The sequence below is a fragment of the Amycolatopsis sp. MJM2582 genome, assembly GCF_000754115.1.
Taxonomy (GTDB): Bacteria; Actinomycetota; Actinomycetes; order Mycobacteriales; family Pseudonocardiaceae; genus Amycolatopsis; species Amycolatopsis japonica.
Window position 1 is genome coordinate 1,390,494 of record NZ_JPLW01000001.1, and the last position, 25,741, is coordinate 1,416,234.

The 25,741-nt window shown below is 68.0% G+C and carries 27 protein-coding genes; 12 read left to right on the forward strand and 15 right to left on the reverse strand.

Going from position 1 to position 25,741, the window contains the following annotated elements; genetic code table 11:
* The first annotated feature begins 116 nt into the window (after positions 1-116).
* The 5 genes from ED92_RS06820 to ED92_RS06840 all read left to right on the forward strand — a co-directional run bounded on the left by ED92_RS06820 (position 117) and on the right by ED92_RS06840 (position 5,393).
* On the forward strand, positions 117-1,940 hold the full coding sequence (locus ED92_RS06820) for a phosphoenolpyruvate carboxykinase (GTP) (protein ID WP_037334271.1): 1,824 nt from the start codon (positions 117-119) through the stop codon (positions 1,938-1,940).
* 85 nt (positions 1,941-2,025) lie between these two features.
* The gene (locus ED92_RS06825) at positions 2,026-2,898 is read left to right on the forward strand and encodes an LLM class F420-dependent oxidoreductase (RefSeq protein ID WP_037334274.1); all 873 of its coding nucleotides are present in this window, start codon (positions 2,026-2,028) and stop codon (positions 2,896-2,898) included.
* Positions 2,895-3,500 (forward strand): ABC transporter ATP-binding protein, encoded by a 606-nt coding sequence (locus tag ED92_RS06830; RefSeq protein ID WP_037334276.1) that lies wholly within the window; start codon positions 2,895-2,897, stop codon positions 3,498-3,500. Before ED92_RS06825 ends, ED92_RS06830 begins: the two co-directional genes overlap by 4 nt.
* The gene (locus ED92_RS06835) at positions 3,494-4,741 is read left to right on the forward strand and encodes a DUF6297 family protein (protein ID WP_037334279.1); all 1,248 of its coding nucleotides are present in this window, start codon (positions 3,494-3,496) and stop codon (positions 4,739-4,741) included. Before ED92_RS06830 ends, ED92_RS06835 begins: the two co-directional genes overlap by 7 nt.
* Before the next feature lie 76 nt (positions 4,742-4,817).
* Entirely contained in the window at positions 4,818-5,393 is a 576-nt protein-coding gene (locus tag ED92_RS06840) for an EndoU domain-containing protein (RefSeq protein WP_037334282.1), read from the forward strand.
* Positions 5,394-5,636: 243 nt separating this feature from the next.
* Here ED92_RS06840 and ED92_RS06845 read toward each other — a convergent pair whose 3' ends face one another.
* Both ED92_RS06845 and ED92_RS06850 read right to left on the reverse strand, forming a co-directional pair.
* Positions 5,637-5,912, reverse strand: coding sequence for a helix-turn-helix domain-containing protein (locus ED92_RS06845; protein ID WP_037334285.1), 276 nt, complete (start codon positions 5,910-5,912; stop codon positions 5,637-5,639).
* Positions 5,913-6,251: 339 nt separating this feature from the next.
* Positions 6,252-7,868, reverse strand: coding sequence for an alpha/beta hydrolase (locus ED92_RS06850; RefSeq protein ID WP_037334288.1), 1,617 nt, complete (start codon positions 7,866-7,868; stop codon positions 6,252-6,254).
* A 204-nt stretch (positions 7,869-8,072) separates the two neighbouring features.
* Between ED92_RS06850 and ED92_RS06855 the strand changes: the two genes are divergently transcribed.
* Positions 8,073-8,351 carry a DUF3311 domain-containing protein gene (locus ED92_RS06855; RefSeq protein WP_037334291.1) on the forward strand — a complete coding sequence of 93 codons (279 nt, stop codon included), beginning with the start codon at positions 8,073-8,075 and terminating at the stop codon, positions 8,349-8,351.
* Positions 8,348-9,991 carry a monocarboxylate uptake permease MctP gene (gene mctP / locus ED92_RS06860; protein WP_037334294.1) on the forward strand — a complete coding sequence of 548 codons (1,644 nt, stop codon included), beginning with the start codon at positions 8,348-8,350 and terminating at the stop codon, positions 9,989-9,991. Before ED92_RS06855 ends, mctP begins: the two co-directional genes overlap by 4 nt.
* On the opposite strand, the gene ED92_RS06865 is transcribed toward mctP, so the two are convergent.
* The 8 genes from ED92_RS06865 to ED92_RS06895 form a co-directional block, all read right to left on the reverse strand.
* Positions 9,988-10,614: a hypothetical protein gene (locus tag ED92_RS06865; RefSeq protein WP_037334297.1), complete on the reverse strand. Its 627-nt coding sequence runs from the start codon at positions 10,612-10,614 to the stop codon at positions 9,988-9,990. The genes mctP and ED92_RS06865 overlap by 4 nt on opposite strands.
* 285 nt (positions 10,615-10,899) lie before the next feature.
* A complete protein-coding gene (locus ED92_RS06870) occupies positions 10,900-12,114 on the reverse strand; it encodes an RNA polymerase sigma factor (protein ID WP_037334299.1) in 1,215 nt (404 codons plus the stop codon).
* Positions 12,115-12,121: 7 nt separating this feature from the next.
* Positions 12,122-12,478 (reverse strand): YciI family protein, encoded by a 357-nt coding sequence (locus ED92_RS06875; protein ID WP_037334303.1) that lies wholly within the window; start codon positions 12,476-12,478, stop codon positions 12,122-12,124.
* Positions 12,479-12,534: 56 nt separating this feature from the next.
* A complete protein-coding gene (locus tag ED92_RS06880) occupies positions 12,535-12,810 on the reverse strand; it encodes a hypothetical protein (protein ID WP_037334305.1) in 276 nt (91 codons plus the stop codon).
* A gap of 1 nt (position 12,811) precedes the next feature.
* On the reverse strand, positions 12,812-13,735 hold the full coding sequence (locus ED92_RS06885; protein ID WP_037334307.1) for a helix-turn-helix domain-containing GNAT family N-acetyltransferase: 924 nt from the start codon (positions 13,733-13,735) through the stop codon (positions 12,812-12,814).
* Positions 13,736-13,969: 234 nt separating this feature from the next.
* Complete coding sequence (locus ED92_RS42980) at positions 13,970-14,119, reverse strand: hypothetical protein (protein WP_007032374.1); 150 nt, start codon at positions 14,117-14,119, stop codon at positions 13,970-13,972.
* Between the two features lie 256 nt (positions 14,120-14,375).
* Positions 14,376-15,566, reverse strand: coding sequence for an ATP-binding protein (locus ED92_RS06890; RefSeq protein WP_007032375.1), 1,191 nt, complete (start codon positions 15,564-15,566; stop codon positions 14,376-14,378).
* 263 nt (positions 15,567-15,829) lie between these two features.
* Complete coding sequence (locus ED92_RS06895) at positions 15,830-16,591, reverse strand: MerR family transcriptional regulator (protein ID WP_037336144.1); 762 nt, start codon at positions 16,589-16,591, stop codon at positions 15,830-15,832.
* A gap of 71 nt (positions 16,592-16,662) precedes the next feature.
* On the opposite strand from ED92_RS06895, the gene ED92_RS06900 reads away from it, so the two are divergent.
* Positions 16,663-17,694 carry a glycerophosphodiester phosphodiesterase family protein gene (locus tag ED92_RS06900; RefSeq protein ID WP_037334310.1) on the forward strand — a complete coding sequence of 344 codons (1,032 nt, stop codon included), beginning with the start codon at positions 16,663-16,665 and terminating at the stop codon, positions 17,692-17,694.
* 131 nt (positions 17,695-17,825) lie between these two features.
* The gene (locus tag ED92_RS06905; RefSeq protein ID WP_037334313.1) at positions 17,826-18,332 is read left to right on the forward strand and encodes a DoxX family protein; all 507 of its coding nucleotides are present in this window, start codon (positions 17,826-17,828) and stop codon (positions 18,330-18,332) included.
* A gap of 60 nt (positions 18,333-18,392) precedes the next feature.
* On the opposite strand, the gene ED92_RS06910 is transcribed toward ED92_RS06905, so the two are convergent.
* From ED92_RS06910 to ED92_RS06925, 4 genes are all read right to left on the reverse strand, one after another.
* On the reverse strand, positions 18,393-18,764 hold the full coding sequence (locus ED92_RS06910; protein WP_081975715.1) for a YciI family protein: 372 nt from the start codon (positions 18,762-18,764) through the stop codon (positions 18,393-18,395).
* 100 nt (positions 18,765-18,864) lie between these two features.
* Positions 18,865-19,668 carry an ABC transporter permease gene (locus ED92_RS06915; RefSeq protein ID WP_037334316.1) on the reverse strand — a complete coding sequence of 268 codons (804 nt, stop codon included), beginning with the start codon at positions 19,666-19,668 and terminating at the stop codon, positions 18,865-18,867.
* Complete coding sequence (locus tag ED92_RS06920; RefSeq protein ID WP_037334320.1) at positions 19,665-20,618, reverse strand: daunorubicin resistance protein DrrA family ABC transporter ATP-binding protein; 954 nt, start codon at positions 20,616-20,618, stop codon at positions 19,665-19,667. The genes ED92_RS06915 and ED92_RS06920 overlap by 4 nt, the downstream gene beginning before the upstream one ends.
* Positions 20,619-20,686: 68 nt before the next feature.
* Positions 20,687-21,976: an acetyl-CoA C-acetyltransferase gene (locus tag ED92_RS06925; RefSeq protein WP_037334323.1), complete on the reverse strand. Its 1,290-nt coding sequence runs from the start codon at positions 21,974-21,976 to the stop codon at positions 20,687-20,689.
* A 92-nt stretch (positions 21,977-22,068) separates the two neighbouring features.
* On the opposite strand from ED92_RS06925, the gene ED92_RS06930 reads away from it, so the two are divergent.
* Complete coding sequence (locus ED92_RS06930) at positions 22,069-23,403, forward strand: 3-oxoacyl-ACP reductase (RefSeq protein WP_037334325.1); 1,335 nt, start codon at positions 22,069-22,071, stop codon at positions 23,401-23,403.
* Positions 23,404-23,405: 2 nt separating this feature from the next.
* Positions 23,406-24,251, forward strand: a complete 846-nt coding sequence (locus tag ED92_RS06935; RefSeq protein WP_037334328.1) for a MaoC/PaaZ C-terminal domain-containing protein — start codon at positions 23,406-23,408, stop codon at positions 24,249-24,251.
* Here the strand turns inward: ED92_RS06935 and ED92_RS06940 are convergent.
* Positions 24,234-24,899 carry a TetR/AcrR family transcriptional regulator gene (locus ED92_RS06940; RefSeq protein ID WP_007032385.1) on the reverse strand — a complete coding sequence of 222 codons (666 nt, stop codon included), beginning with the start codon at positions 24,897-24,899 and terminating at the stop codon, positions 24,234-24,236. The two genes, ED92_RS06935 and ED92_RS06940, sit on opposite strands and share 18 nt — an antisense overlap.
* Positions 24,900-25,027: 128 nt before the next feature.
* On the opposite strand from ED92_RS06940, the gene ED92_RS06945 reads away from it, so the two are divergent.
* Positions 25,028-25,663 (forward strand): SCP2 sterol-binding domain-containing protein, encoded by a 636-nt coding sequence (locus ED92_RS06945; RefSeq protein WP_037334331.1) that lies wholly within the window; start codon positions 25,028-25,030, stop codon positions 25,661-25,663.
* Positions 25,664-25,741 lie beyond the last annotated feature (78 nt).

Sequence of the window (25,741 nt, forward strand, 5' to 3'; positions counted from 1 at the left end):
CTGCACGCCGGTCTTCCCGCCGGTGTGCGAAGCCATTCGGTCGCCGGCATCGAAGCCCGCATCGGAACAGCGTCGTTCCCGGTGTGGGCTTCTGCCGTCGGAAGTCAGGAGAAGAGATGACCGCAGTCGCCATCCCCGGACTGGAAAATGCGCCGACGACGCACAGTGGCGTGCTGTCCTGGGTCCGAGAGGTCGCCGAACTGACCACTCCGGACCGTGTGGTGTGGGTCGACGGGTCCGACGAAGAGGCCGCCCGGATCAACGCCGAGCTGGTCTCCGCCGGCACGTTCGTGCAGCTCGACGCGAAGCCCAACTCGTACTGGGCCGCTTCCGACCCGAATGACGTCGCCCGCGTCGAAGAGCGCACCTTCATCTGTTCCGAGAAGGAAGAGGACGCCGGTCCCACCAACAACTGGATGGACCCGGCCGAGATGAAGGCCACGATGACCGAGCTGTACCGCGGATGCATGCGCGGTCGCACGATGTACGTCATCCCCTTCTGCATGGGCCCTCTCGGAGCCGAGGACCCCAAGCTCGGCATCGAGATCACCGACTTCGCCTACGTCGTCGCCTCCATGCGCGTGATGACCCGCGCCGGCAAGGCCGCGCTGGACAAGTTCGTCACCGAGGACGGCACCGAGCGCGAGTTCGTCCCGGCCCTGCACTCCGTCGGCGCGCCGCTGGAGCCGGGTCAGGAGGACGTCTCTTGGCCGTGCAACACCACCAAGTACATCTCGCACTTCCCCGAGACCCGCGAGATCTGGAGCTACGGCTCCGGCTACGGCGGCAACTCGCTGCTTGGCAAGAAGTGCTACTCGCTGCGCATCGGCTCGGTCATCGCCCGCGACGAGGGCTGGCTGGCCGAGCACATGCTGATCCTCAAGCTGATCTCGCCCGAGGACAAGGTCCACTACGTCGCGGCGGCGTTCCCGAGCGCCTGCGGCAAGACCAACCTCGCCATGCTGCAGCCGACCATCCCCGGCTGGCGCGCCGAGACCCTCGGTGACGACATCGCGTGGATGCGGTTCGGCGAGGACGGCCGCCTGTACGCGGTGAACCCCGAATTCGGCTTCTTCGGCGTCGCGCCGGGCACCGACTGGCACACCAACCCCAACGCGATGCGCACCATCGAAAAGGGCAACACGGTCTACACGAACGTCGCGCTCACCGACGACGGCGACGTCTGGTGGGAGGGCATGGGCGACAAGCCCGAGCACGCCACCTCCTGGAAGAAGCAGGACTGGACGCCGGAGTCGGAAGAGAAGGCCGCGCACCCGAACTCGCGCTACTGCACCCCGATGTCGCAGTGCCCGATCCTCGCGCCGGAGTGGGACGACCCGAAGGGCGTGCCGATCTCGGCGATCCTGTTCGGCGGCCGCCGCAAGACCACGGTCCCGCTGGTGAACGAGGCCCGCGACTGGCAGCACGGCGTGTTCATGGGCGCCACCATGTCGTCGGAGACCACCGCGGCCGCCGCCGGCGCGGTCGGCAACGTGCGCCGCGACCCGATGGCCATGCTGCCGTTCCTCGGCTACCACGCCGGTGACTACTTCAAGCACTGGCTGGACCTCGGCAAGAACGCCGACGCGGACAAGCTGCCGAAGATCTTCTACGTCAACTGGTTCCGCCGTGGCGACGACGGCCGCTTCCTGTGGCCGGGCTTCGGCGAGAACTCGCGGATCCTGAAGTGGGTCATCGACCGCGTCGAGGGCAAGGGCAACGCGAACGAGACCCCGGTCGGCTTCGTGCCGAACGCCGAGGACCTCGACACCGAGGGCCTCAAGGAGCCGCTGGCCGACATCCAGGCCGCGCTGGACGTCTCCGCCGAAGAGTGGCGCCAGGAACTGCCGCTCATCGAGGAGTGGTTCGACAAGATCGGCGACAAGGTCCCGTCGTCGCTGCGTGACGAGCTGGACGCGCTGAAGCAGCGCCTCGGCTGATCGCCCGAACGCCGGAGCAGGCCTCATCCTCGGAGTCATTCCCGAGGATGAGGCCTTCTTCTTTCCCGCTCGGTACCGTGGCCGCATGGTCAAATTCGGCGTCAACATGGTCGTCCCGGAAAGCCGTGCCGCGTGGGTCGAAAAGTGCCGCAAGGCCGAGGACCTCGGATTCGACGTGATCGGCGCGGCCGACCACCTCGGCATGGCACCGCCGTTCCCGGCCCTCGTGCTCGCCGCCGAGGTGACGAACCGTCCTCGGCTCAACACTTTCGTCATCAACACCGCCTTCTACAACCCGGTGCTGCTGGCCCGCGACGTCACCGGCACGGATCAGTTCACCGAAGGCAGGCTGGAGCTCGGCCTGGGGGCCGGTTACGTGAAGGCCGAATTCGAAGCGGCGGGCATGGAGTTCCCGCGTGCGGGCAAACGCGTGGACCATCTCGAGAACACCATCAAAGAGCTGAAACGGCTCTATGCCGACGAAAACCACAAACCGCCGACAGTGCAGAAACCGGGCCCGCCGCTGATGATCGCCGGCCGCGGTGACAGGCTCCTCACCCTCGCCGCCGAACACGCCGACATCATCGGCTTCACCGGCACGGCGGCCGTTCCCGACGGCGGCGCGCTCGCCGTCGACGACGCCGCCGGAATCGAGGAGCGGGTGAACTTCGTCCGCGGGAAACTGAACGGCCGCGCGGTCGAATTCAACATCCTCTCGCATTTCGTCGCCGTGGTCGAAGACCGGCGAAAGGGGTTGGAGAGCCTGCGAGAGTTGCTCGATGGCAAGCTCACCGTCGAACAACTCGCCGAACTGCCGACGGCTTTGGTCGGCACCCACGAACAGATCGCCGAACAGATCCTGGCGCATCGCGAACGCTTCGGCTTCACCTACTTCACCGTGCTGGAACACAACGTGGACGCGCTCGCTCCGGTGATCGAATCCTTGCGCGGCCGATGATCGACGTACGCGGGCTCGGCGTCCAGGCCGGGGAGCACTGGTTGTTCGACGGCCTCGACTTCGAGGTCGAGGCGGGCGAATGCGCGGTCATCGTCGGCCCCAACGGAGTCGGGAAATCCACCCTGCTGCGGTGTTTGTACGGCACGCAAACTCCGCAGCGCGGCCGCGTCGTCGTCGCGGGCGGAAAGCCCGACGAACGCGATGTTGCCTTCCGTCGCAAGGTTTCCGTTCTGTTCGACGACTCCGATTTCTTCGCCGAGCTGACGCCGCTCCAGCATCTCGAACTGCTGGAGGGTTCGTTCGGCGCCGATCTCGGCGACTACGGCGCGCTCCTCGCGGACGCGGGGCTCGCCGAGCGGGCGAAGGTCACCGCGGGCAAGTTCTCGGCCGGGCAACGCCGTCGGCTGTTGCTCCTCGGTGCGACGGCGCGGCCGCACGACGTCCTCCTGCTCGACGAGCCCGAGCGGGCGCTCGATGTCGCGGGCAAGGAATGGCTGACGTCGTTGATCAAGCGTTCGACCGACGCCGGGGCGGCCGTCGTCGTGGCCACGCATCACCCTCCGCTGCTCGAAGCGGCCGACTCCACCCTCGAGTTGTGGTGACCACGAAAGCGCCCACGCACGTCCCAGGACGGCAGCGTTTCGGCGGGCTGCTCAACGGTGACTACCAGACCTTCCTGGCATTGTTCGGTTTCGGCGCGCTGTTCACCGCCTTCCAGAACCTGCCGAAGCTCCGCGATTTCCTCTTTGGACAGTCCGTTGTGGACTTTCCGGCGGTTTTCGGGCTACTCGTCGTGCTCTGCGCGATGTTCTGGCGCGGCCTGCTGCGCCGCGGTTTCGTCTGGGCCGAACCGGCGGCGCTGACGTGGATGGACTTCGCCCGCGTCGACAGGCGCCGCGTTGTCGTGAAGCGGATGTGGACGCTGTGGTCCGGCTTGGTCCTGGTGGTCGGCTACACCGGGGCGCTGGTCACCGCGATCGGTGGCGGGTCGAAGGACGTGTGGATCGCGATGTCGGCGTTGACCGCCTCCGGCGCGATCCTGGCCGCCGTCACCGCGCGGCGGACGGCGATCCGAGGGGAAACGCTCGCGCCGGTCGTGCTCGCGCTCGCCGGTCTGGCGTTCGCGGCCGCGGGTCTCGGCCCGGTCGCCGTCGAGGTGCTGGCCGGCGTGCTGTTCGTGGTGGCGGTCGCGGTGGCCTTCGGCGGGGAGCCGATGTCCGGGGTCGGCCGCCAGGAACTCGTCGACGGCTGGAACGCGCGGCTGCTGCGGGCGATGGCCGCGGTCTTCATGGATCCCATGCTGCTGATCCCGGAGTCGAAACCGGTGCCGTGGCTGTCGCTGCGGCGTCCGACGACGCTGCGGCTCGCGTGGGCGGGGGTGCTCGGCCGGGCGCGCTACGCGGCGTCGAGCGTGGTGATCGCGTGCCTGGCCGGCGTCACGCACTTGGCCTTTCCGGCGATCCCCGCGGCGGCGCTGTTCGCGCTCGGCGCGTACGCGGCGCTCGTGCCGTTCGTCGGCGGGCTCGGCGAACTGTGGCGCAACCCCGGCCGCAGGCGGTGGCTCGGCGCGTCCGACTGGGAGTTACGGCTGGTCAACGGGCTGGTGATCACCCTGCTGGGTGTCGCTTGGGGGATCCTGCTCGGTCTCGTGACGCTGCTCCTCGGCGTGATCCCCGCCTGGCCGGTGTGGCTCGCGATCCCGCTCGCGGTGTTCGCCGCGCTGCGGACGGCGACCCGGCCACCGATGAACTACGACGTCAGCGGCGGGGCGGCCGGGCTGCAGGCCCTGCGCGGCGTGGACGTCCTCGTCGTCGGTGCCGTCTTGCTCAGCGTGATCGCCTGAGGTCACCCGTTCCCGCGTTCGGATCATTCGGATACTCCGAACGCGGGTTACCCTCGATGCGACGAAAGGAGCACGAGTGGGCGGCGGGCACGCACCGGGGAAGGGGCGGCGGGCGACCAGCGAGTTCCCCGCGGGCTGGACCGACGAGCAGATCATCGCGGTGATCAAGGACGTCGCGAACGATCCGAGCGAACCCCGCCTCAGACTCCACAACGGCCGTTGGCGCTGCGCCGGCGAACGGTACGGCGTGCACCTGATCGTGCTGGTCGAAGACAACGGCCACGTCAAGACCGGTTATCCGGTGGCGGGCCCCGGCGTGGTCCGCAATCCCGACACCGCCGCCGACCCGGCGAACCCGACCGTCGCCGACCTCGCCGCCGGCCGGATCAGCTTCTTCGGCGACAGCCTGCTCGACCAGATCGGCGACCGGATCGCGCCGGACCTCCTGGCCTTCTACCGCACGCTGCACTGGTCGGGCGAGTGGGAAGAACTGGCGGACGTCCTCGTCGCGCACGCGCTGAAGGAGAACCTGCACCTCGGCGTGGACGAGTACGCCACCCTGGAAAGCCTGCTGAACAGCTTCGACCTGCCGATCGACGGCTTCCTCTACCTGAACGACCGGGCACACGCCCTGGCCGCCCTGCGCCCCTGATCTCGGCGTCCCCCGCGCACCCCACCCCCCACCCATCCCTGGGGGGCGCGCCCTGCACCAGCGTATCGGCGGTGGGTGACGGAAACGGCGTGGACGGTGATCGAGGGCGGGAGTTGTCCACAACGGCGGGGGCCTGTGGATAGTGGGACGAAGGGGGCCTTGACCGCATGCGATGCGGCGAAAGCGTCCTTCGCCCGCTTCTCGAGTACACCCACCGCTCACGAAGCGGTGCTGAAGCCCTCGTCAGCTCGCTTCGGCGACCTCTTCGGCGTTGCCCTCGGCGGCCGAACGCAGTGCGTCCAGCGGCAGCGCGACGGCGTCCGCGATCGCCATCACGGTGAAGAAGGCGGGCGTCGGGATCCGCCCGGTCTCGATCTTCCGGAGCGTCTCCACCGAGATCCCGGCCTCGGCCGCGACCTCGACCATGCTCCGCGACGACGCCGCGCGCGCGTCCCGGAGCGCCAGCCCCAGCCGCTCGCCGCGTTCGCGTTCCTCGTCCGTCAACGGCACTCGCACCATGAGCCCAATACTAATACCGGTCGGATTGGTCGTGAGTGGCGATCCGGGTCGCACCGTCCTTACCACTCACGAGGTGCGGCACCGGCGATGTCACGTGTTTGGGCGGACGACACGCGTGACTGGATGGACGAGACGCCACGAACCGTCCGCTGGATCACGCGTGTCGTCCATCCAAACACGCGTGTCGTCCAACTGATCCCGCGAAAGCGCCACGCCACTTACGACCGGCCCACTGAGTTACCCCCAGCCTGTGGACAACTCTGTGCACAGGTCGTGGACAACCCCAAGAAAAGGGCCCCGCCGAGCCGAAACTCGACGGGGCCACAATCCCTAGTGGCTTCAGGCGCCCGCGGGCACCGGAAGTGGGAGTCCGGGGAGGCTCTGGTCGTTCGGCACCTTGCCGTCGACGAGGTAGTCCTCCACGACCTTGTCCACACCCACGTTGCCGCCGGCGTAGATACCGTGGTCACCCTCACCGGTCACGGTGATCATCCGCGAGTTGGCGAACGCGCGGTGCGCACGGGTCGCGCCCTCGATCGGGGTCGCGGGGTCGTGCACCGACTGGACGATCAGCACCGGCGGGACGCCGCGGCCGTCGAGCTTCGGCAGGTCGACCGGCTTGTTCTTCCAGAAAATGCACGGCTGGATCAGCCAGCCGGCGCCGAGCAGCGGCAGATCGCGGTCGATCAGCTTCTGCGACTGGCGGATGACGCTCTGCCGGGTGCCGGTCCACTTGCCCTCGTTGCAGGGGATGGACCAGAAGCTGGCGTTGTAGGAGTCGCCGTCGCTCGGGACGAACAGCGGCTGCGGGCCGATGACGCCGTCACCGTCGACGGTCTCGGCCTTGACCTTCTGCGCGGCCGAGGCCTTCTGCTGCTGCGACGAGGTGCCCTCGGTCAGCGTCTTCAGGTTGACCAGGTAGTCGGCCAGCGCCGGGAAGTTGCGCTTCGAGTAGAGGTACGAAGCGATGGTCGAGTCGAGGGCGTTGGCCGAAACCGGGACGCCGTCCACCTCGACCGGGTTCTGGGTCAGCGCGAAGCGGACCTTCTCGTAGGTCTGGCGAGCGGCCTCACCGTTCTTGCCGAAGCCGTAGACCTTGTCGTACTTGCCCATCCACGGCAGGAAGTCCTGACGCCAGCGGCGCTCGAAGCCGAGCGGCTGCCCGTCGAACGAGTTCTGCCAGGTGGTGGTGAACTCGGTCGAGGAGTCGAGCAGGAAGCGGCCGGTCCTGGTCGGGAACTGCTGCGCGTAGTGCGCGCCCATCCAGGTACCCGCCGAGTAGCCGACCCAGTTGATCTTGTCGCGGCCCAGGAGGACACGCAGCAGGTCGATGTCGCGGATGGTCTGGGCGGTGTTGATGAGCGGGCCCAGCTCGCCGGACTTCACCTGGCAGGAGTCCGCCGCGTACTTGGTGGCGTCCAGGATCAGGTTGAGGTTCGCCCGGCTGCGGTCGCGCGGGTCCAGGTCGGAGCCGGTGCCGATCGCGTTGCCGCAGGTGATGTTGGTGCTCTTGCCGGTGCCGCGCGGGTCGAGACCGATGATCTCCTGGTTCGCGCGCAGCTTCGTCTGGTTACGCAGACGGGCCGGGAAGTTACGGCCGGGAGCGCCGGGACCACCCGGGTTCGTGATGACACTGGCCGTCGCGTTGCCGCTGGTGGCGGCGAGGCGGCTGACGGCGATCGTCAGGTCGATGGCCTCGTTCGGCTTGTACCAGTTACGCGGCGAGCGGTAGGTCGCACACTCGATGTTCTCGGCCCCCGGAGGCGGCGCGGACGGCAGCTCACTGGCGGTGCACTTGTGCCAGTCCAGCTTCTGGTCCGCGTACTTCGCCGGAATGTTGGTGGAGTTCAGCGGCTGCTGCCCGGCAGCCTCCGGCCCTGCGAACGCAGGCGTGAACCCGGCCAGCATGGTGCCGGCGACAGCCGGGATCACCACCGCATAGCGGAGTTTCTTCATCCGATGCCCCTTTGATGTTGCGTGCGAAGTTCCTGTTCGCGACTTGCGGCTATTGATATCCGCCGGGGACTCCGACGGCAACCGCCCTTCGTCGTATGAGGCGTCGCTGATCAAATCGATATCCGGCACGCGTGACCCGGGCGGGTGAGAGGTTCTAGGGTCATCGGGTCGATCCGGGGGTACGGGAACGTTAGGTGAGGTCCGATGGCGTCAGGTAAGGCAGACGGGAAGGTGAGGGGCTTTCAGTTCAGCCCCTGGAACCTCCTGTTGATCATCCCGTTGCTGGTGCTGATCACGTCCTTGTTCAATTCGGACGGTCCCCGGCTGTTCGGGATGCCGTTCTTCTACTGGTTCCAATTCGTGTTCGTGGCGGTCGGTGTCCTCTGCACATGGATCGTCTACGTGATGACGAAGGACAAGCCGACCAGTGAGCGTCCCGACCGGCTGTCCGTGGACGAGCTCGACGAGGGGGACGTCAAGTGACCAACATCCAATGGCCCGAGCTGATCATCTTCACGATCCTCTTCGCGGTCGTCACCGTCCTCGGCTTCGTCGCGTCTCGCTGGAAGGCGGGCAACACCCTCGATCACCTGGACGAGTGGGGTCTCGGCGGCCGCAAGTTCGGCTCGTGGATCACCTGGTTCTTGCTCGGCGGTGACCTCTACACGGCTTACACGTTCGTGGCCGTTCCCGCGCTGATGTTCAGCGCCGGCGCGATGGGCCTGTTCGCGCTGCCGTACACGATCATCGTCTACCCGATCGTGTTGATGCCGGCGCTGCGCATGTGGTCGGTCTCGCGCGTCCGCGGCTACGTCACCCCCGCCGACTTCGTCCGCGGCCGGTTCGGTTCGCCGACGCTGGCGCTGCTGATTGCCATCACCGGCATCATCGCCACGATGCCGTACATCGCGCTGCAGCTCGTCGGGCTCGAGGCGGTTCTGCGGACCATGGGCATCAACGGCTCCGGCATCGTCGGTCACCTGCCGCTGCTGGTCGCCTTCATCATCCTGGCGGTCTACACCTACCAGTCGGGCCTTCGCGCGCCCGCGCTGATCGCGTTCGTCAAGGACATCCTGATCTACCTCGTGATCCTCGTGGCGATCATCTACCTGCCCTCGAAGCTCGGCGGCTGGTCGGCGATCTTCGACGCGGCCGACGCGAAATTCGACAAGACGCCCTCTCCGGCGGACGGCATCCTGCTCAACACCAACAACCAGTTGCAGTACGCCACGCTGGCGCTCGGTTCGGCGCTCGCGCTGTTCCTGTACCCGCACTCGCTCACCAGCGTGCTCGCCTCGCGCGGCCGCAGCGTGATCAAGCGGAACATGGTCGCGCTGCCGGCGTACTCGCTGGTCCTGGGCCTGCTGGCGCTGCTCGGCTACGTCGCGATCAGTGCCTCGGTCAAGCCGATCACGAACAACGCCACCGGCAAACCCGACACGAACACCGTCGTCCCGGTGCTGTTCGACACGCAGTTCTCGTCGTGGTTCGCCGGGATCGCGTTCGCCGCGATCGGCATCGGCGCGCTGGTGCCCGCGGCGATCATGTCGATCGCGGCGGCCAACCTGTGGACCCGCAACATCTACAAGGAGTACATCAAGAAGAACGCGACGCCGGGCCAGGAAGCGAAGCAGGCCAAGCTCGCTTCGCTGATCGTGAAGTTCGGCGCGGTGGCGTTCATCCTGTTCATCGACCCGCAGTTCTCGATCGACCTGCAGCTCATCGGCGGGGTGCTGATCCTGCAGACGCTGCCCGCGGTGGCGATCTCGCTCTACACGCGGTGGTTCCACCGCTGGGGCCTGATCGCCGGCTGGGTGGTCGGCATCGGGTGGGGCCTGATCATGCTCTACAACATCCCGAACCCGGCGACCGGCAAGGCGCACTTCGGTGGCTCGGCGCTGAAGCTCGGGGACCTGTCGATCTTCGGCTGGCATCCGCTCAGCGGCTCGCAGCTGCAGATCTACGTCGGATTCGTGGCGCTGATCGCGAACCTGCTGGTCGCCGTGATCTTCACGGTGATCGCGCGGCAGCTGAAGGTCTTCAACGGCACGGACGACACCGAGGCCGAGGACTACCACGCCGACGAACACGACAAGGATCTCCGCGAAATCGGCGTCCACTAGTCACCGCTGATCGAAGGGGCCGCGTCCTGCCGGGACGCGGCCCTTTTCGTGGCCGCGGTCGCCGCCAGGTAGAGGGTGAGGCCGTTCAGCAGGTGCCAGAGGAAGTGCGTCCCGGCGGGAAAGCTGCCGCAGACCGTGTGGTCGGCCGTGCGGAACGACAGGGACACCCCGAATACGGCCGCGGCGAGGGCGAACCTGCGGCGATGTTCACCCCTGAGGATGATCGCGAAGATCACGAGCCCGAGCAGTGCCGAGAGGTACAGCCCGCCGCCCAGTGACGCGACGACGGCGGTGAAGGCGAGGAACACGGGGATGCCGAGCCACGAGAGCCCGCGGCGGACGCCGAAGAACAGATGCGGGAACACGGCGGCGTAGTACAGGACGAACACCAGGATGAAGCCGGTGTCGGCGGCCGCGGACCAGCGGGTGGCGAGCAGGTGGAAGGCCGTGCTGCCGAGGAACACCAGTCCGATGAGGACGGCGAAGACGCGGCCCTTCGGCTGCCGCCAGACCGCGATCGCCGCGATCAGGAACGCGAGATTGCTGAGGCTGTTGAGCGGCTCGCCCCCAAGGCCGGGAGCGAGGCGTTCGCAGTAGCCGTCGACGTACGCCGTCCAGTTCACTCCCCCAGGTAACCGTGCCCGCGTGAACCGAAGGTGTCTTTCGCGCTGGACACCTGCCGGATCTCCGCGTCCTGAAGGGTCCCTTTGAGACGCTCGATGTCCCCAAGGCCCCCTTTGAGACACCCACCCCGAGTTGTCCACACCCACCCGCCGTTGTGGACAACTCGGCCCCCACCGCCGCCGGAACCCACCCCGCGTCACCCCCTCCCGATACGCTGGTGCGGGGCGCGCCCCCCTGGGAGCGGTGGGGGGTGGGGTACGCGCGGGGAAGCGAAAAAAGCCTGGTCAATCGGGTGAGCAGGACGCCAGTCGTCGGTTGAGGAAGCGACGTCGCGGCTCCGAGCAGGGCAGCGCGAGCGCCCGCCGGTAATGGTCCGCGGCTCGCCCGGGGTCGCCGGCCCGCAGCCACAGCGCGCCGAGGACGGCGGGCAGCAGCGTGTAGTCCGGCAGATCGGCCTCGACGGCTTCGAGTTCGGCGATCCCGGCCGCCGCGCCATCCACCATCGAAAGCGCGATCGCGCGATTCAGCCGCGCCACCGGCGACGGCCGCAGCGCCAGCAGGTCGTCGTACAGGCCGACGATCCGGCGCCAATCCGGCGGCGAAGCCGTGCTGTGGCACAGCGCGATCGCCGCTTCGACGTGATACGCCGACATCTCCGGCCCGGTGCACGCCCGCTCGAACAGCCGCGTCCCCTCGGCGATCATCGCGTGATCCCAGCGGTCCCGGTCCTGCTCGTCGAGCAGCAGCAGGTCACCGTCGCGGTCCACCCGCGCGGGCAGCCTGCTCCCCTGCAACAGCATCAGCGCGACCAGCGCCCGCACCCTCGGCAGATCCGTCTTCGGCTCGGCCAGCAGCAGCCGCCCCAGCCGGATCGCCTCGCCGCACAGTTCGCCGCGCACCGCGACCTCGCCGGTCGTCGCGTCGTAGCCCTCGTTGAACAGCAGGTAGAGCACGGCCAGCACACTGTCCACTCTGGACTCCAGCGCGTCCGGCCCCGGCAGCGTGAGCGGCTTCCCCGACTCCCGCAGCCATTTCTTCGCCCGCACGAGCCGCTGCGCCACGGTCGCCGGTTTCGTCAGCAGGGCCGCCGCGATCTCGTTCACCCCGAGCCCACCGACGGTCTTCAGCGTCAGCGCCACCTGCGAGACCATCGGCAGCGCGGGATGGCAGCACAGCAGCATCAACACGAGCTCGTCGTCCGTACGCCGGTCGGCTTCGTGGCCGTTCAGCTCCACGAGCCGCGGCAGCAGCGCGCGCAAGGCCTGTTCGCGCCGGACGACGTCCAACGCCCGGTTCCTCGCCGCCCGGAACAGCCAACCGCGCGGATTGTCCGGCACGCCGGTCTGCGGCCAGGTCCGCAGCGCCTGCTCCAGCGCGTCGGCGACGGCCTCCTCGGCCAGGTCCAGGCGTTCGGGGCCGAACGCCCTGGCCAGCGTGGCGACGATCCGCCCGGCGCTGTGCCGGAACAGATGCTCCACCACGCCGGCCGGGCGGCTCATGACGGCGTCAGTCCTCACAACCGCGTTCGCCGACCTTGCGCACCTCGATCGGCCCGAACCTCAGATGCGGATGCGTCGCGAAGATCTTCTCCGCCTGGTCGAGATCCACGGCCTCGATCACCTGGTAGCCGCCGACGATCTCGGTGGCTTCGGTGTGCGGTCCGTCGGTCGCGCCGACCTCGCCGCCCGTGCCGCGCAGCACCCGGCCGCCTCGCGACAGCCCGCCGCCGACGACGAAACGGCCCTCCTTCGTGCGTTCGTCGGCCCAGGCGATGTAGCTCTCGAGCACGCGTTGTGCTTCGTCGGGGCCGAGGTGATCATGCGAATCCGACTGGGACCGCAGGAAACCGACGTACTGGGGCATGGTGTCCTCCTTGGAATCGATGGCCCCTAGACGAACGAGCCCCCGGGGAATCGACATCAATAGCGGAAGAGCCGGTCGTGCAGTTCACGTTGCCGCGCGAACCAGGCACCAAGCCTGGTCCGGCGGCGACGGCGTTTCAACACGTGCTGGACTTCGCGCACACAGGGCTCGTCGGGCGCGAAGGATTTCCCGGTCAGCAGGACGGCGTAGTGGCCGTCCGGGCAGCGGCCGGAAACGGAGATCATGCCCGGCGTCAGGTCGTCGACGAAATCGATCGAGTCGACCCCGACCACGGACCGCCGATCGCAGACGGGGCAGTAGACGACGAACACGTCACAGCTCCAGCCGCCAGGTCTGCCCGGTCAGCTCGTAACCGAAGCCCGTGATCGTCTCTTCGCTCACCAGCTGGAAGCCGGCCTTCTGGTAGATCGCCCTCGCCGCCTCCAGCAGTGAGACCGTCCAGAGCTCCATCGCCGGGTAGCCGGACGCCCTCGCGAACTCGACGCACTCGCTGACCAGGCGTTTCCCGACACCCCGTCCTCGTGCGGCCGGTTCGAGGAGCAACATGCGCAGCTTCGCGGTGACGCCGTCTTCGGCGGGCATGCAGAAGATGCTGCCGACGCGCTCCCCGTCGAGTTCGGCGATCCAGCCCGCTTGGCGTGGATCGCCGCGCCTGTCGACGTACTCCGCGACGACACGGGCGACGAGAGCTTCGAAGCGTTCGTCCCAGCCGTACTCGCGGGAGTAGAGGGCGCCGTGACGGTGGACCACCCAGCCGAAGTCACCCGGCCGGGGCGGACGCAGGACCAGCGTGGGATCCGCGGCGCGCTCGCCGACCAGCGAGGTGATCGTGTCCATGGCGCCGAGCAGCCGTTGCTGTTCGTCGTCGCCGAACCGGCCGAGCAGCGAGCCGATCCGGCCCACCGACCGTTCGTCGAGGACGGCGAAGGCCTCGCGGCCGTTGTCGGTCAGCCGGACGATCTGACGGCGGGCGTCCTCGTCGCTGCGTTCACGGGTGAGCAGGCCGCGCCCTTCAAGCCTCGCGAGCAGCCTGCTCGCGTACCCGGCGTCGAGGTCGAGACGTTTGCGCAGGTCGGTGACCTGGGTCTGCTCCTGCTGCGCGAGTTCGAAGATGACCCTGGCTTCGCTCAGGGAGTACTCGGCGTCGGCCGGTCCTTCGTCGAGGACGCCGATCACGCCGGTGTACAGGCGGTTGAAGGCCCGGACGGTCGCCACCCGGTCTGCGGAACGATTCATTTGACCACCTCAACAGATTCGTTGACGAGGTCAAGTGTTACTCCGCGAAGCGGTGAAGGCAAGAATCTTTCGGGGTCCGGACATATGGAAACCCCGTGATGCTGCCAGGTCGGGGGTCCGCCAGCATCACGGGGTCGTAGTGGGTATCGACGCCGCGTTCCGCGGCGTTACACCTCACGCACTATGTGTCGTAGGTCACTCGAACGGGCGACACCTACAACGGTTGTTGTCGGGTCAGCGCATGTGCGTGTGACGCGCCTGGGAGATAGCGATGAGCTCCTGACGAACGGTCGCGGTGGCCGCGGTGTCGATCGCCCGGTTCAGCGCCCGGCGAGTGCGAGCCTCGGCGCGACGGGCACGGAGCTTGGCGGCGATGTTGTTCATCGGTTTTTGTCATCCCCTTGGGAGTAGGTCTTGCGTCTTCGTGGCTGTGCTCCTAGTATGCACCCTTTTTCACAAGGAATCCAACGATTATCCGGTGACTTGGCACACCTGCCGATGAATCATCGGCAACATGAGCGTAAAACCGGAGAGATTTGGTGGCGCCGGTCACTTCTTGATAACGCCGGAAGGCGCGACGAAGCGACGGTAGGGGTCTCTACCGCTTTCTAGAGCTGAGGCTATAAAGCTTGAGAGAGGCTTAGTCCCGGCCGAGCAGGTAGTGGCCGAAGTGCGGGACGGTGAAGGCGATGTGCCCGCGTTCGGCGGAGTACACCAGCCCCTTCTTCATCAGGCTGTCCCGCGCCGGTGACAGCGACGAAGGCTTCCGCCCCAGGTAGACGGCCACATCGGCGGTCCCGGCGGACTCGTCCCGCCCCTGCGTCAGCTCCGCCATCGCGAGCAGGTACTCGCGTTCCGCGGGTGTCGCGCGTTCGTAGCGGGAGCCGAAGAAGCCGACCGCGAGCTCGGACTCGGCCTCCGGGGCGGCGACCTGGACGTCCTTCACGGTGATGGGGTCCGCCGGCGCGGCGTCCCAGGCGGCCTTGCCGTAGGCCTGGATGAAATACGGATAGCCGCCGGACGCGTCGAACAGGGCGTCAAGCGCCTCCGGCTCGATGCCCGCGTCCTCGCGTTCGATCGGCGCCATCACCGCGAGGTCGGCGTCTTCGCGCTCCAGCCTGTCGATGCGCGCATAGCGGAAGAGACGCTCCGAGTACGACTTCGACGCCGACAGGACGGCGGGCACATGCGGCAGTCCCGCGCCGACCACGACCAACGGCGCCCCGGACTGCGAAAGTTCGTGGCAGGCGGCGCAGAGCGCGGAAACGTCCTCAGGCAGCAGGTCCTGGATCTCGTCGATCAGCAGCGCGACCCCGGTGCCGACGTCGGCAGCCAGCTCCGCGACCTCGGTGAACAGTTCGACCAGGTCGATCTCGATGTCACCGGAATCGGCGCGGCCCTGCGCGGCGGGCACGTCGATGCCCGGCTGCCAGCGGTCGCGCAGCTTCGCGTCCGGTTTGTTGGCGCGCAGCGCGAACGCCTTGAGTACGCCCAGCACCTGCTCGACCCGGTCCGGCGCGCGATGGCGCACGGCGAGATCGCGGATCGCGCGGTGCAGCGCGGCCGAGAGCGGCCGCCTCAGTTCGGTGTCCGGGCGGGCCTCGATCTTGCCGGCGCCCCAGCCGTGCTTGATGGCCCGCGAGCGCAGCTCGCCCAGCAATACGGTCTTCCCCACGCCGCGCAGGCCGGTCAGCATCAGGCTGCGTTCGGGTCTCCCCCGCGCGACCCGTTCGAGCACGACCTCGAAGGCCTGGAGCTCGCGGACGCGACCTGCCAGCTCGGGCGGCCGTTGACCGGCACCCGGAGCGAAGGGGTTGCGGATGGGATCCACTCTCACACGCTATCGGGGTTTCTAGCTCTCGCCCGATATGCAGTGATATTTGCCTACGGCGTGTCGCGCTGACGGAAAAGCGCCGAAGAGGCGCTGTTCCGGTTCGCTCGTCACCTTGACGAACAGCGGCGCCCCTTCATCGCATTTCCGTGGCCTTCGGCCAAAAGAGGCGCGCGACGGTGAAGTCTCCGTCGGGCGCGGGCGCCCTTCGGGAGACCCCGCGGTTGAGCCGAGAGATGGGTCTGCAGCCCCGTCCCCCGTTTCTACTCACTCAGGTTGCGTTCCGCGTAGATCGTCATCGCGTCACGGATGTATTCTGCGGTGCCCGCGCCGTGCTTCTCGTCGTACTGCCCGTAGCGCGGGTCGTCGACGTACAGCTGTCCGAGACCGGCGAAGTAGCCCTTCGACACGGCTCGCACCGCCGGCCGCAGCCATTCGTACAGCCGCCGCGTGATCGCCTGTGCCTCGTCGCCGTCGGCGGGCAGGCCCTGCGCGCGGGCCTCGCCGAACGCGGCCGCGATGTCCTTCTGTTCCTGCTGGTGCGCCTTCTTGTCCTCGGCGCTCAGCGACTTCCACCACCGGTCACCCTGCTTGTAGGCGTCGGCGCCCCAGCGTTCGGTGACCTCCTTCTCGTACTTCGTGTGGTCGAAGCCGTCGAACACTTCCGTTGCCATCAGTTGTTCACCTCTCTCCGTCTTCCTCAAGGTCGTTTTGACCGAATCGATCTGCCGTCCGAGCCGCTGTCGCTCCTGCTCCAGCCACTTCAGGTGGGTGCGTAGCGCCGCCGTCGTGTCCTGCTCCCCTTCGAGGACTTCGCCGATCGCGGGCAGGCTCAGCCCGAGTTCGCGAAGCAGCAGGATCCGTTGCAGCCGCACCAGCGCGTCCTGGTCGTAGTAGCGGTATCCGTTGCTCCCCACCCGGCTCGGTTCGAGCAGTCCGATGTCGCCGTAGTGGCGCAGCGTGCGGCTCGTGGTCCCGGCCGAGCGGGCGATGTCCTGAATCGACCACTCCGTCTCGTTCGGCATGTCCACGAAGGTAGAGGTTGACGTTGCGTCAAAGTCAATCGAAGTTCACCCGACCGTGGCATGGTTCACGGATGAAGACATTCGCGCTGGTCATGGCCGCTGCGCTGACCTTGACGACGGCCGGGGTCGCCGACGCGCAACCGCGTCGCGCCTTCGACATCCAGGCTCACCGCGGCGGGCTCGGCCTCACCGTCGAGAGCACGCTCGCGTCCTTCGGCAAGGCGATGGAGCTGGGGGTGACCACGCTCGAACTCGACATCCAGATCACCAAGGACGGTCGCGAGGTCATCACCCACGACCGCAAGACGACACCCGCGAAGTGCCGCGACACCGCGCCCGCGACGCCTGGCGACCCGGCGTATCCGTACGTCGGCAAGTACGTGAACGATCTGACGTTCGCGCAGGTCCGCACGCTCGATTGCGGCTCGATCCGGCAGCCCGCCCACCCCGGTCAGACGCTGTCCCCCGGCGCCAAGATGCCGACACTCGCCGAGCTCTTCCAGCTCGCCAGGGACCACCACGCCTGGGGGATCGAGTTCAACATCGAGACCAAGGTCGAGGCCGCCGCGCCGCACGAGACGGCGCCGCGTGAGCAGTTCGTCCAACGGGTGGTGCGCGAGATCCTGCGTGGCGGGTTCGCGCGGAACGTCACCGTCCAGAGCTTCGACTGGGGCGCGTTGATGCGGCTTCGCGAAGTGGCGCCGTGGATCCCGACGGTCGCGCTGACCCAGCCCGAGTTCCTGCAGGTCGGGCAGCCGGGCAAGTCGCCGTGGCTCGGCGGTCTCGACATCGACGACTTCGGCGGCAGCCCCGTCCGCGCGGTGAAGTCGTTCGGCGCGAGCGCGCTTTCGCCGGTGCACGGCAACCCGCAGGGCGGCAAGGTCGGCGACCCCGACTACCGGCCGTTCACCACGAAGGCGCTGGTCAGCGAGGCGCACCGGGCGGGGATCAAGGTCGTGCCCTGGACGATCGACGACCCGGCCACCATGCACAAGCTCATCGACGACGGCGTCGACGGCATCATCACCGACTATCCGGACCGGCTGCGGCAGGTCGCGGCCGACCGCGGTTTCAAGCTGCCGAAGGCGTATCGGGCCCGCTAGCACAATCTAGCGCTGTCTAGCGTCAGAGAAATATTCCGGGATACACCGTTAGCGCGGTTCGGCGCGGTGGCGGGCGGGAAGACTGGGGATAGGTTTGTTTCCCGGGTCCGGATCCAGAAAGGTTTACGACCGTGATTCTCCGTCGCGTCGCACGTCCGCTCCTCGCCGCGATCTTCATCTCCGGCGGGATCGGTGCGCTGAAGGACACCCAGGGGCACGCCAAAGCCGTGGAGCCGTTCCTCACCGAGTCCTTCGACAAACTGGAGGGCGTGGTGCCGGAATCGGTGCCGCGCGACCCCGCCACCCTCGTCCGGATCGACGCCGCGGTGAAGGTCGGCGCCGGGGTCGCGCTCGCCGCGGGCAAGGCGCCGCGCCTGGCCTCGATGCTGCTGCTCGGCAGCCTCGTCCCGACCACGCTGGCCGCGCACCGGTTCTGGGAGATCAAGGAACCGGCCGAGCGTCAGCAGCAGCAGATCCAGTTCATCAAGAACGCCGGCCTCGCCGGTGGCCTGCTGCTGGCCGCCGCCGACACCGCGGGCAAGCCGTCGCTCGGCTGGCGCGCCAAGCGTGCTGCGGCCAAGACGGAGAAGCGCGCCGAGAAGCTGGCGAAGAAGGCCGAGAAGGCCATCACGAAGTGACGACCCGCGTTTAGTCCTCTGGATGCGGAAAAGCGCATCCAGAGGACTAAACGCGTGGGGTCATGAGGTGAAGGCCTCGATGTCCTCCGCCTCGACGACGGTGCGGACCTCGACCTCGATCTCGTCGAACAGCGCGGCGTAGGACTCGGCGAACGAGACAGCCTCCGCCAGGTCCTTCGCGTTGATCAGCGCGAACCCGCCGATGACCTCCTTGGCCTCGGTGAACGGGCCGTCGGTCGCGGTGATCTTGCCGCCGCGCACCTTGCGGACCTTCGCGCCCCGCTCGGAGGGGTGCACGCCCTCCGCCGTGATGAGGATGCCCTTCTCGAACGAGTCCTCGATGAAGGCGCCCATCTTCTCGATGAACTCCTTGCTGGGGTTCCAGGCCTCCGGGGCGCTCTCGTCCAGCCGGTGCATCATCAGAAACCGCATCGTCGCTCCTCAGTGTCTTGGCGGGGCTGTTTCTACCCCGCCTTCACCGACGCGTCGAGCGGCTCGACGGCGGTTCGACATTTGTGCACGGAAGTTTTTTCTACCGGCTCGCGACCTTCTTGTACTGGGCCGTCGCCAGCGGCGCGAAGATCGCGATGATGGCGATGCAGCACAGGATCGCGTACAGCGACGCGTGCTCGGCGGGCCAGCCCGTCGGGGGCGCGCCGAAACGGTTCCCGAACAGGTCACGGGCCGAGTTGATCACCGCGGTGAACGGGTTCCAGTCGGCGATGGCCTTCAGCACGCCCGGCAGCTTGTCCGCCGGGACGAACGCCGTCGAGATGAAGCTCAACGGGAACATCCACATCAGCCCGGCGCTCTGCGCCACCTCGACACTGCGCGCGACCAGCCCGATCCAGGCGCCGACCCAGGACAGCGCCCAGGCGAACATCAGCATCACCAGGTAGCCGAGCACGGCGTCGAGGAAGCTGCCGCGGATCCGCCAGCCGACCAGCAGCCCGCACAGCGACATGACGACCAGCGCGACCACGCTGATCACCAGGTCGGACGTCGTCCGGCCGAAGATCACCGCCAGCCGCGAGATCGGCAGCGAACGGAACCTGTCGATGATGCCCTTCTGCAGGTCGTTCGCGAACCCGATCACGGTGAACGCCGAGTTGAACGCGACCGTCTGCGCGAAGATGCCGGCGATCAGGAACTCCCGGTACGCGAGCCCGCCCGCCTCGCCGCCGATCGCGTCCCCGAAGACGTACGCGAACAGCAGCACGAACATGATCGGCTGCAGTGTCGCCGCCATCAGCCAGTCCGGGTTGCGCTGGACGTTCTTCAGGTTCCGCCAGGTGATCACGCCACCGTCGGAAAAGGCCTTCGCGACCGCGCTCACTTCTTTTCCCCCTCGTCCGTGGCGTGCCCTGTCAGCGAAAGGAAGACATCGTCGAGCGTCGGCCGGTGCAGCGCGACGTCCTGGACGGCGACGCCGTGGCCGTCGAGCCGCCGCAGTGCTTCGATCAGCGCCTTCGGCCCGCCCTCGACCAGGACGTCGACCTTGCGGGTGTGCTCGTCGACCGACGGCGTGCCCGACCCGACCTCGGTGAGCACCTGTGCGGTCATGGCGAGGTCGCTCGTGTCCGCCACGACGAGCTCCAGCCGTTCACCGCCGATCTCCTGCTTCAGCTCGTCGGCGGTGCCGCGCGCGATGACCTTCCCCTTGTCGATCACGACGATCGAGTCGGCGAGCTGATCGGCCTCCTCCAGGTACTGCGTGGTCAGCAGCACGGTGGTGCCGTCGGCGACGAGCTCCTTGATGACCTCCCAGGTGTCGATCCGGCCGCGCGGATCGAGCCCGGTGGTCGGTTCGTCGAGGATCACCACGGTCGGCTCGGCGACCAGCGCGCCCGCCAGGTCGAGCCGCCGCCGCATGCCGCCGGAGTACGTCTTGGCGGGGCGATCCGCCGCGTCCTCCAGGCGGAACCGGGCGAGCAGCTCGCGCGCCCTGGACTTCGCCGCCGCCTTCTTGCTCCCGTACAGCCTGCCGACCATGTACAGGTTCTCGAAGCCGGTGAGGTTCTCGTCCACGGCGGCGTACTGCCCGGACAGCCCGATCGACCGCCGGACGGCGTCGGGCTGGGCCAGCACGTCGTGCCCGGCCACCTCCGCCTCGCCCGAATCCGGGCGGAGCAGGGTGGTCAGGATGCGGACCGTCGTCGTCTTGCCGGCGCCGTTCGGCCCCAGCAGCCCCAGCACCTTGCCCGTCGGGATCGACAGATCGACCCCGTCGAGCGCGCGGGTGGAACCGTAGGTCTTGACCAGCGCTTTCGCCTGAACTGCGAACATGCGCACACGCTAGACCCGGGCACCGACAAAGACACCCGGGTTTTTCCCCGATCCGCTGCGGGCGAACGCTACTTTTCGAGGATCGCGGTGACGCCCTGGCCGCCCGCGGCGCAGATCGAGATGAGTCCGCGGCCGGATCCCTTCTCGCTCAACAGTTTCGCGAGGGTGGCGACGATGCGGCCACCGGTCGCGGCGAACGGGTGCCCGGCCGCCAGCGACGAGCCGTTCACGTTCAGCTTCGCCCGATCGATGGAGCCGAGCGGCTCGTCGAGACCCAGCTTCGACTTCGCGAACTGCGGGTCCTCCCACGCCTTGAGGGTGGCGAGCACCTGCGAGGCGAAGGCCTCGTGGATCTCGTAGAAGTCGAAGTCCTGCAGAGTGAGTCCGGCACGCGTGAGCATCTGCGGGACGGCGTACGCGGGCGCCATCAGCAGGCCTTCGTCGCCGTGGACGTAGTCGACGGCCGCGGTCTGCGAGAACGTCAGGTACGCCAGCACCGGCAGCTTCCGCGCCTTCGCCCACTGCTCGGTCGCGAGCAGGACGGTCGACGCGCCGTCGGACAGCGGCGTCGAGTTGCCCGCGGTCATCGTGCCGTCAGGACCACCGAAGGCGGGCTTCAGCTTCGCGAGCTTCTCGACGCTGGAGTCCGGCCGCAGGTTCTGGTCGCGGGCCAGCTTGAGGTACGGCGTGACCAGGTCGTCGAAGAAGCCCTTGTCGTACGCGGCGCCGAGACGCTGGTGGCTGGTGGCGGCGAGCTCGTCCTGCGCCTCGCGCGTGATCTCCCAGACCTTCGCGGTCAGCGCGGCGTGCTCGCCCATGGACAGGCCGGTGCGCGGCTCGGAGTTGCGCGGGATCTCGGGGACGATGTGCCCGGGACGCAGCTTCGCGGCCAGCTTCAGCCGATCGGGGAGCGTCTTCGCGGCATTCAGCTGCACGAGGATCTGGCGCAGGTCGTCGTTGACCGCCAGCGGAGCGTCGGACGTGGTGTCGACGCCGCCCGCGATGGCCGAGTCGATCTGGCCGAGGGCGATCTTGTTGGCGACGTTGATGATCGCCTGCAGGCCGGTGCCGCACGCCATCTGCACGTCGGAGGCCGGGGTGGCGGGGTTCAGCCTGCTGCCGAGGACGCTTTCACGGGCGAGGTTGAAGTCGCGGGCGTGCTTGAGCACCGCGCCGGCGGCGACCTCGCCGATCACCTCGTCCTGCAGGGAGAAGCGGCTGACCAGGCCGTCGAGGGCGGCCGTGAACATGTCCTGGTTCGACGCTTTCGCGTACGGACCGTTCGAGCGGGCGAAGGGGATCCGGTTGCCGCCGATGATCGCGACCTTGCGCACGGGTGCCGTCCTTTTCGTGGCCATTTTTTCCACTCCTCCGTAGGCTCTCTCACACTGTAACCTACTAGCGAGTAGGTTAGAATGCGACGTGACGCAAACTGCACGGGAGGCACGTAATGGCTGACAGGTACCAGCAGTTCACGAAATCCCCCGTGGGGAAATTCGTGGTGCCGAAGCTCGGCCTGCCGAACCCCGCGACGCTCCGCCGGTACAAGCCCGGCCAGCCCGCTCTCGAGGGTCCCGCACTTCTGGGTGCCGCGCCGGGCGGTCGCCTCGAAAAGGTGATCGAGGCGCAGCTGCACCGCGCGGGGATCGAGGTCATCTCGGCGGCGACGGACAGGCACGCCGCGCTCGTCTTCGACGCGACAGGCGTGAAAGACCCGAAGCAGCTTCGCGAGGTCTACAACTTCTTCCACCCGGTGATCCGGAGCGTCGGGCCGTCGGGCCGCGTCGTCGTCCTCGGGACGCCGCCGGAGCTGGCCGAAGGCAATGAGCGGATCGCCCAGCGCGCACTCGAAGGCTTCGTCCGTTCCGTCGGTAAGGAACTGAAGCGCGGCGCGACCGCTCAGCTCGTGTACGTCGCCGAAGGAGCCGAAGAGGCTACTGAGTCCACGCTCCGCTTCCTGCTCTCGTCGAAGTCCGCCTTCGTCGACGCCCAGGTCATCCGCGTCGGCACCGAGACCAAGACCGCCTCCGCGCCCGCCGACTGGGCGAAGCCGCTGGACGGCAAGGTCGCCCTGGTCACCGGCGCTTCCCGCGGTATCGGCGCCGCCATCGCCGAGGTGCTGGGCCGCGACGGCGCCCACGTCGTCGCGCTCGACATCCCCGCGCAGGGCGCGGACCTGTCGAAGGTGGCCAACAAGGTCGGCGGCTCGGCGCTGCAGCTCGACATCACCGCCGCCGACGCTCCCGAGAAGCTCGCCGAGTACCTCGTCACCCGCCACGGCGGCGTCGACATCGTCGTGCACAACGCGGGCATCACCCGCGACAAGACGCTGGGCAACATGACCGAAGGCGGCTGGGACTCGGTCATCTCCGTCAACCTCGCGTCGCAGCTCGCGGTGAACGAGAAGCTGCTCACGGACAAGGTGCTGCGCGAGAACGGCCGTATCATCGGCGTCTCCTCGATCGCCGGCATCGCGGGCAACGTCGGCCAGACCAACTACGCCACCAGCAAGGCGGGCGTCATCGGCATGGTGAACGTCGGCGCGCCGAAGCTCGCCGAGTACGGCGGCACGATCAACGCCGTCGCGCCCGGCTTCATCGAGACCAAGATGACCGCCGCCGTCCCGCTGTTCATCCGCGAGGCCGGGCGGCGGCTGTCCAGCCTCGGCCAGGGCGGGCTGCCGGTCGACGTCGCCGAGACGATCGCCTGGTACGCGAACCCGGCTTCGGCCGCGGTCAACGGCAACGTGGTCCGCGTCTGCGGCCAGGCACTGCTGGGGGCGTGAACATGGCGGTCAAGGAACTCCACGAGTCGCCGAGCCTGTCTTCGTTGTATCCCAAGGCGTTGCTCGGTTCGCTGCGCAAAAGCGGCGGGAACGCGCTGCCGTCGACCGAGTTCGTCCGCGAGGGCGTCGTCGTCGACCCGGCCCATCTCGCCGCGTACAACCAGGTGTGCGGATTCCGGCTGGACGACGTGCTCCCGGCGACGTATCCGCACATCCTCGCGTTCCCGCTGCAGATGGCGCTGATGACCGAGGACGACTTCCCGTTCCCGTTGCTGGGCATGGTGCACGTCGCCAACCGGATCACCCAGCACCGGCAGCTGCGGCTCGACGAGTCGTTCACCCTGCGCGTGCGCGCCGAGGATCTGCGCCCGCACGAGAAGGGCAAGCAGTTCGACGTGATCAGCGAGCTGCTCGTCAACGACAGTCCAGTGTGGACGGACGTCAGCACGTACCTGCGCCGCGGCGGTGGCAGCGGCGAGAAGACTTCGCGCGGCCAGCTCTCACAGCCCTCGCCCACCGCGATCTGGCACGTGCCCGGCGACATCGGCCGCCGCTACGCCGAGGTCTCCGGCGACCGCAACCCGATCCACCTGCACCCGATCACCGCGAAGGCGTTCGGGTTCCCGTCCGCGATCGCGCACGGCATGTGGACGAAGGCGCACGCGCTCGCGGCGTTCGAAGGCAGGCTTCCGGAGGCGTTCACCGTCGACGTCAAGTTCAAGCAGCCGGTCCTGCTGCCCGCCAAGGCCGCTTTCACCACGTGGAGTGAAGGCGATGGCTGGGCGTTCGAGCTGTGGAACGCGCGCAAGCCGAAGCCGCATCTGGAGGGCTCAGTCGTCGCTCTCTGACGGCTTCCAGATCTCGCCCTCGACCAGGTCGTTGAACCCGAGCCAGACCAGGTTCATCAGCCATGAGGCGAGTACGCCGTCGGAGACATCGGGGTGGTCGAGCGCCCAGTCGGCCAGCGACTCGGCCGCCCCGACCAGCGCGGCGGACAGCCCGGCGCCGGAGAACTCGGCCTGCTCGCCGAGGCCCTTGCGGGTGCCCGCGGAGACGACAAGCGCGGCGACCAGCTCGATCGCGCGGGTGCGCATGTCGGTGATCTCCGCGGCGAAGGCGCCGCCGACGGTCATGGCCTGGCGGTGCAGCACCGTCCAGGACTCGCGATAGTCGGCGACGAAGCGGTAGAACGCGCGCAGGCCGTGCCAAAGCTGCATGTCGGGCGGCAGATCGGGTTTGATCCCGTCCTGCACCGCCTCCAGCAGGCGGGTGGCTTCGCGGCGGATGCACGCGCCGAAGAGGTCTTCCTTGGAGCCGAGGTAGGTGTAGATCATCGGCTTGGACACGCCGGCGACCTCGGAGATCTCGTCCATCGACGCGGAGTGATAGCCGTAGCGCGAGAACACCGAGACCGCTGCGTCCAGGATCTGGCGTTCCCGCACCGCTCTCGGCAGCCTTTTGGCGCGTTCGGCGGGACGCGGCACTTCCTCGGACAACTCATGACCTCCCATTAGCTCGCGTAAGACGCTACCGGGCTGCCACCGGCATGGGTGATTTCGGCACGCTTGCCCGCCTACCTACTGGCGGGTAGCCTTACGCCTTGGTAGGTGGAACTGGAGGGAAGATGACCGAGATCGTGGGGCTGACCGGCCGCGCGCTGGTCGACGCGCTGGAACGGATCGAGCCGGACTCGGCCGAAGCGCACTCTCTCGACGTCAACGAGGTCGCGGGCGCCATCGACCCGAAGGACCTCGGCAAGGACGACGTCCGGCGGCTGCTCACCGCGCTGGGGCGGCTCGCCGAGTCCGCGCCCGCGTTCGACCTCCGCAAGCTGGACCCGGCCCGGTTCGCGAATCTCGTCGCCCGTGCCTCGCGCACGCAACTCGAGAGCGTCGTCGCCGAACGGCCGCTCCGGGAGCGCGTGCTGCGCGAGATCTTCGACCGCATGGGCGCGCACATCCGGCAGGACCGCGCGAAGACACTGCACGCCGTCGTCCACTGGCGGCTGTCCGGCGGCACCGGCGACGGCGGTTATGACCGCTACGAGACGGTGATTTCGCACGGTGAGTGCACGGTCAGCCGCGGCATGAAGGAGAAGCCGAGGGTGACGATCACGATCGCGCCCGTCGACTTCTTCCGGCTCATCACCCATCAGGCGACGCCCGCTGTGCTATTCGTCACCGGAAAGATCAAAGTAAAAGGTGACCTGGCGTTCGCGGCCGGTCTCATCGGTTTCTTCGACCTTCCGAAACCGTCCTGAACCCGGCCGAGCAGATACACTTCCGTGCCGTGCCCCGAAATTCCCCGAACCGGCGCTGGCGGGACAAGGTACGCCTTT